This window comes from uncultured Corynebacterium sp., assembly GCF_902782855.1.
Taxonomy (GTDB): Bacteria; Actinomycetota; Actinomycetes; order Mycobacteriales; family Mycobacteriaceae; genus Corynebacterium.
This window is the reverse complement of the sequence record NZ_CACZOO010000014.1, coordinates 1-6,167: the sequence shown is the minus strand read 5'-3', so window position 1 is coordinate 6,167 and position 6,167 is coordinate 1. Positions and strand designations below refer to the sequence as shown.

Sequence of the window (6,167 nt, the reverse complement as noted above, 5' to 3'; positions counted from 1 at the left end):
CGCCGCGAGGGCCCCGACGATCACCTCGAGGCGAGGCTGCCCGGCGAGATAACCTATGCGCACGGTGGTGCCGTCAAGCACGGCGGCGGTCGCCCGGGGGTCCCGGGCACCGAGGCGGGCGGCCAGATCCGCCAGCGCCTCCGACGCCGGGCTGCCGGGGGTCGCGACCCGGAGAACCTGCGGTTCAACCGTCGCCCCGGTGGCGGTGGCCACTGCCTCGACGACGGCGGAACGGTCGATGCAGGACGCGAACGCGCGCCGGTTGTCGGCGGTGGCGAAGACGCCGGCGTCCGACAGTGTCAGGCCGTCGGACCTGACCCCTGCAACCCGCGACACGGTCAGGCCCGCCGCAGTGAAATCCGCATCCGTCGGCTGTCCGGCGAGAACCGCCGCGTCAGTGACCTCCGCGGTACCGTCGACGGCCCTCGCGGTGTCTCCCCCGCCACGCACGACGATACGGTCGAGTCCGGGGCGGTCGCCACGCCACTCAGGGTTGCGTCCCAGAATGAGAACAGGGCCACGGTCCGCACCCGCCGTGTTTCCCTCGTCCTCACGGGACTCGATGCGGAACGGTCCCGAGGTCGGCACGGTCGCCGGGTCCGTGGCAGCGAGATCGAACGTGGTGCTCCACGACTGTCCGAGAGCGGTCAACGCCGGCACGTCACCGGTGTTCACCGCGTCGACCACGCTGTCTACTCCGGCATGCTCGGCCACGGTGTGGGAGGGAAGGACCTCGCCGGCGCCGAAGAGTTCCCGGTAGCGGGCGCCGAAGCCCTCGTCGAAGTCGACGCGGAAGCTCCGTTCACCGGCGGCGCAGGTCACGTCCCTGACCCTCGTCATCAGTCCGGGTTCCGAGGCGAAGAGGTCGGTACGGTGCGCGGCGACCCAGGCCAGCAGAAAATCGTCGCAGACCACCGGGGCGCCGTCGGAGTAGGCGGCACCGTCGGTGACGGCATAGTCGACCGCGTCCGGGTTCTCCGGGTCGGGGGTGGCGGTCACCAGGTCGGTGTTCGGCAGCAACCGCCCCCCGGGGCCGGGAAGGAACGCCCCCGGGTACAGGCGGGCCGAGAGCGCTGCCGCGTCCGAGGCGACACCGAGCGTGCCCGCCGCGTTGGTCGTGGTGAGCGGCCGGTCCAGGACGTAGGTGAAGTCGTCCTCCGAGACGCCCGCCTCATCGGGGCCGGAGCATGCGGCGAGACCGGCGGCCGTGGCCATGGCCACCGTCGCCACGATAGCTCCGCGGGCGGTGGACTGTCGGTGGGTGCGCACAGTGGGTCGGCCTCCTACATCCCCGGGCGCCAGGACCTGCCGCGCTCCCGGTCCGTGTGGTCGGGCCGGGAGACAGTACGCTGCGGAGAATCCGTCTCGGAAGCCGGGGCAGCGGCGGTCACGGTGTCGGCTACGGCGTCGTCGGTCGCGGCGGCATCAGCGGGTCGGGGGGCCGCCGCGACAGCCGTGGCGGCGGAGGCGACCGGGCCGGACACCTCGGTGTCCACCGTGCCACCGGCCACGCCGAGCTCGCGGGCTCGGGCAACGCGGGCGTCATGTTCCCGGTAACGGCGCTGGAAGGACTTGAGCGTGACCAGGAGCGGTGCGGAGAAGTAGATCGAGCTGATGGTGCCCGCGATAACCCCGGCAAGCTGGACCAGTGCGAGGTCCTTCAGTGTACCGACGCCCATGAGCCAGACGGCGACGACGAGCAGGGCGGCGATCGGGATCACCGAGAACAGAGAGGTGTTCAGGGAGCGCATGATGGTCTGGTTCGTCGCCAGGTTCACCTGCTCCCCGTAGGTCGATCTGGTCGAACTCAGCACATCCTGGGTGTTCTCGTGGACCTTGTCGAAGACGATGACCGTGTCATAGAGCGAGTAGGCGAGGATGGTCAGCAGACCGATGACGGTCGCCGGCGAGACCTCGAAGCCGACCAGCGAGTACACGCCGGCGACGACCACCCCGTCGAGCAGGAGGCTGACGATCGCTGAGATGGCCATGTCCCGCTCGAGACGGACGGTGATGTAGACGAACACCACCGCGAGGAAGATCACCATCCCCAGCAGCATCCGCTGGGTGATCGACTGCCCCCACGACTCGGAGACCGTCGAGTCGCTGATGGCGTCCGGCGTGGCGGTGCCGGAATTGTCCACCGGGGCGAACTCGTCGAACAGGGCGACGCGGGCATCACGGATCTGGTCGTCGGTGAGCCGCTCCGCGGTGATCTCGATGACCCGCGAGTCACCGGAACCCACGGTCTGGGTGGACTGCGGCTCGACGCCTGTGGCGTCCTCGAAAGTTTGGGCGACCGAGGTCTCGGTGGCACCGTTGGACGGCGGCATGGACATCTTCGTACCGCCCTCGAAATCTATTCCGAGGGTGAATCCCTTGATCGCGATGATGAGGACGCAGGCTACGGTGACCAGCGCATAGATCCAGTACCAACGTCGACGCGTGTCGACGATCCTGAATCCGCCCTCGCCGTTGTACATGCGCTCCATGAACCCGGCGGGTTTGAGCGCTGCGGCCCGGTCCACCGCAGCGGTCCCTGCAGTCGTCGAACTCGTTGAAGTTGAAGCCTCGGACATGGTCACTTCTCCTCTCCGGTGGTCGGAGCGTCGGCACCGGCGGTCGACCCGACCACCCCGGTATCCCCGACGGGTGTGACGTCGGGTGCGCTGACAGGTGCGCTGTCGGTCTTCGTGGCGAAGCCGGCTCTGACCGCCTCGTCGTGTGCCCGACGCCGGTCGGCTGCCCGGAACGCGGAGTGCAGACCGTTGAGCTTCGGGTCGGCGAACGCGTCGCGGCGCGACACCAGGATCACCAACGGAGCGGTGACCAGGAAGGCGATGACGACGTCGAAGACCGTCGTCAGACCCAGGGTGAAGGCGAAGCCCTTGACGTTGCCGACAGCGACGAAGTAGAGCACGACGGACGCGACGAGGGAGACCACGTTACCGGTGATGATCGTGGCCCGCGCGCGCTTCCAGGCCCGTGGGACCGCGGAGCGGAAGGTCGAACCACGGTGGATCTCGTCCTTGATGCGTTCGAAGTAGACCACGAAGGAGTCCGCCGTTGTCCCGATACCGATGATCAGGCCGGCGATGCCGGCGAGGTCGAGGCTGTAGTCGATCCACCGGCCCAGCAGCACCAGGCCGCCGTAGATGAGGATGCCGGAGGTCACCAGGGACGCCAGCGCGATCACACCGAGGCCACGGTAGTACGCCAGAGCGTAGAGGGCGACGATGATCAGGCCGATGACGCCGGCGATGAGGCCGGCGCGAAGTGACGCCTCGCCCATCGAGGCGGAGATCGTCTCGGCGGTGCCCCCCTTCTCGCCGTTCTCACCGGTGAAGCTCAACGGCAGCGCACCGTACTTCAGGTTGTTGGCGAGATCCTTGGCCTCCTTCTCCGTGAAGTCGCCGGTGATCTGGGTACCCTGCCCGACCGGAGTGGAGCTCTGGATCGTGGGTGCTGACAGCACCTTGCTGTCGAGGGTGATGGCTATCTGCTGGCTGAGGTAGCGGGTGGTCAGGTCCGCCCAGGTCTCGCTGCCGGGATTGGCGTCATCCTGCTTGAAGCCGAACGTGACGACCATCTGACCGGTCTTGCTGTCCAGGCCGCCGAAGATGTTGGAGCCCGGGTCGATCATCTCGCCGGTCATCCTACGGGCATCGGGTCCGTCTGCCTCGCCCTTGAGCAGCGGAGCGGCATCGAGGAGGATCGGCGCACCGGTGTCACTGCAGGTGACGAGTGGCTTGGCTGCGTCATCGGCGCCCGCCAACGGATCATCGGAACCGTCACAGGTCAGTAGAAGCGCCGCGGCGTTCTGGGTGTTCGCGTCCGACGACTGACGGTCAGCCTTGAGTACATTGACTGCGTCGTTGCGCTGCTCGGTCTCCTCGATGGAGTTCGCGGGCTCCCCCGGCGCCTTCGCGGTCACGGTGGGCGCCGTGTCAGGCACGGTGAAATCACTGCCCTTGAAGTTCTCGGTCGCCTCACTGAGCTTCGTGTTCGCCTCGTCGACGGTGAGGATACCGTTCTCCACCCACCGGTCTGCCATATCGGTGAGCGTGGCGAAGAGCTTGTCGTCGGGGGCGACACCCGCCGCAACCGGACGGAAGAGCAGCTGGGAGGTCTGGCCGAGTGACCGGGCCTGGGATGAGTCGTCGCCCGGGACGGTGATCACCAGGGTGTCGCCGTCGGTGACGACCTGGGCACCGGAGACGCCCATGCCGTTGACGCGGTTCTCGAGGATCTTCCGGGCCTGGTCGAGCTGGGCCCCGGTGGGGTTGCCGCCCTGGGGGACGAGCGTGACCCGGGTACCACCCTGCAGATCGATGCCGAGTTTCGGTTCAGCCTTCTTGTCTCCGGTGAGGAAGACGAAGCTGTACATGACGACCACGAGGGCGAGAAAGAGAAGCAGGGCCCGCACGGGCCACTTTCTGGCCCGGGCGGCTGCTGCACCCGTTGAGCTCACGCTTGTTACTCCTGGAACTTGAGGGGACTGCGGACACGAGGTCCCGTGTCGGTGCCGGGGCCGTGACCCCTCTCAGGGACCCGGGGCGGCGGTGGACACAGGCAACCCCGCAGAGTCTAGACCCCTCGGCTGGGTGCAGACCACAACCGGTGACCTACGGGGAAAATCGCACCCTGTCACATGAGGTACCCTGACGGCTACTTGCGTCCGGTGCCGTCGGCTCCACCTGCACCGTCGGCGGAGCCGTCACCGGCGGAATCATCGAGGGAGGAGATATCGTCCGGAACCCCGCCGATCTGGTCGGCGACCCCGGTGCTGTCGTCCTCACGCCGGTACCCGGTGAGATGGTCAGCCTCGGCGGAACCCGGCTCAACGGTGTCGACGAGCTTGAGCACGGCGGCCCGCTCCCAGGTGGTGACGACGCCCTCGGAGATCTCGACATCCACCGTGGTGTCGCCGACACTGGCCAGCCGGCCGTGGATCCCGCAGGTGAGCTGGATGACCATGCCCGGGGCCAACTGCGACTGGAAGTTCTTGATCGCGCCCACCTGCCTGGACTGCTTCCTCATCTGGAGGACAGGAAGACCGAGGAAGACGATGACGAGCAGCGCGAGAAGAAGGATATCCATGCGCGCCAGTCTGCCACACCGGGCGACTGTCTGTGACCCGGGGGGTACACCGGGTTCACCCGCTGTGGCGCTCACATCTCCGGCGGCTCCATCCCCAGATGCCGCCAGGCTGCGGGAGTGGCCACACGGCCCCGCGAGGTCCGGGCGATCATGCCGGCACGCACCAGGTAGGGTTCGCACACCTCCTCGACAGTGGTGGGTTCCTCCCCCACCGCCACAGCCAGCGTATTCACCCCTACCGGGCCTCCACCATGGGTCTTGACCAGCGATCCGAGGACCGCTCGGTCGAGTCGGTCGAGGCCCAGTTCGTCCACGTCGAAGACGAGGAGGGCGGCACGCGCGACGTCCACACTGATCGCCCCGTCAGCACGGACATCGGCGTAGTCCCGCACACGCCGCAGCAGTCTGTTCGCGATGCGTGGCGTCCCCCGGGACCGTGAGGCGATCTCGGCGGCGGCGTCACCGGTGATGCTCACGCCGAGGATGCCCGCTGCCCGGGTCACCACGGCGGTGAGGTCGGCGTTGTCGTAGAACTCCATCTGGGCGGTGAAACCGAACCGGTCGCGCAGCGGTCCGGTGAGCATGCCGGCGCGTGTCGTCGCCCCGACGAGGGTGAACGGCGGCAGCTCGATGGGGATCGAGGTCGCACCCGGCCCCTTGCCGACGATGACGTCGATCCGGAAGTCCTCCATTGCCATGTAGAGCATCTCCTCCGCAGGCCGGGCCATCCGGTGGATCTCGTCGATGAACAGCACGTCGCCCTCCATGAGGTTGGAGAGCATCGCTGCGAGATCGCCGGCCCGCTCCAGCGCGGGACCCGAGGTCATCCGTAGTGAGGTGCCCAACTCCTGGGCGATGATCATCGCCATCGTCGTCTTGCCGAGACCCGGGGGGCCGGCGAGCAGAACGTGGTCCGGTACCACTCCCCTGGCCCGCGCCCCGCCGAGGACGAGTTCAAGCTGGCTCCGGACCTTCGGCTGACCGATGAACTCGGTCAGCGACCGGGGCCGCAGCGACAGCTCCGCCTCATCATCACCGGGCAGCTGCCGGTCGGACAGTGCGTCACT

At 68.0% G+C, this 6,167-nt stretch carries 5 protein-coding genes; all 5 read right to left on the bottom strand.

Annotated elements, in window-relative coordinates; genetic code table 11:
* The coding region (locus QZV72_RS00735) for an ABC transporter substrate-binding protein (RefSeq protein WP_297004028.1) at window positions 1-1,269 on the bottom strand (1,269 nt) is incomplete at its 3' end.
* Between the two features lie 14 nt (window positions 1,270-1,283).
* Entirely contained in the window at window positions 1,284-2,579 is a 1,296-nt protein-coding gene (gene secF, locus QZV72_RS00730; protein ID WP_297004026.1) for a protein translocase subunit SecF, read from the bottom strand.
* Between the two features lie 2 nt (window positions 2,580-2,581).
* The gene (gene secD / locus QZV72_RS00725; protein ID WP_297004030.1) at window positions 2,582-4,387 is read right to left on the bottom strand and encodes a protein translocase subunit SecD; all 1,806 of its coding nucleotides are present in this window, start codon (window positions 4,385-4,387) and stop codon (window positions 2,582-2,584) included.
* 281 nt (window positions 4,388-4,668) lie between these two features.
* A complete protein-coding gene (gene yajC, locus QZV72_RS00720) occupies window positions 4,669-5,100 on the bottom strand; it encodes a preprotein translocase subunit YajC (RefSeq protein ID WP_297004024.1) in 432 nt (143 codons plus the stop codon).
* Between the two features lie 71 nt (window positions 5,101-5,171).
* On the bottom strand, window positions 5,172-6,167 hold a 996-nt coding region (gene ruvB / locus QZV72_RS00715; RefSeq protein ID WP_297004023.1), incomplete at its 5' end, for a Holliday junction branch migration DNA helicase RuvB.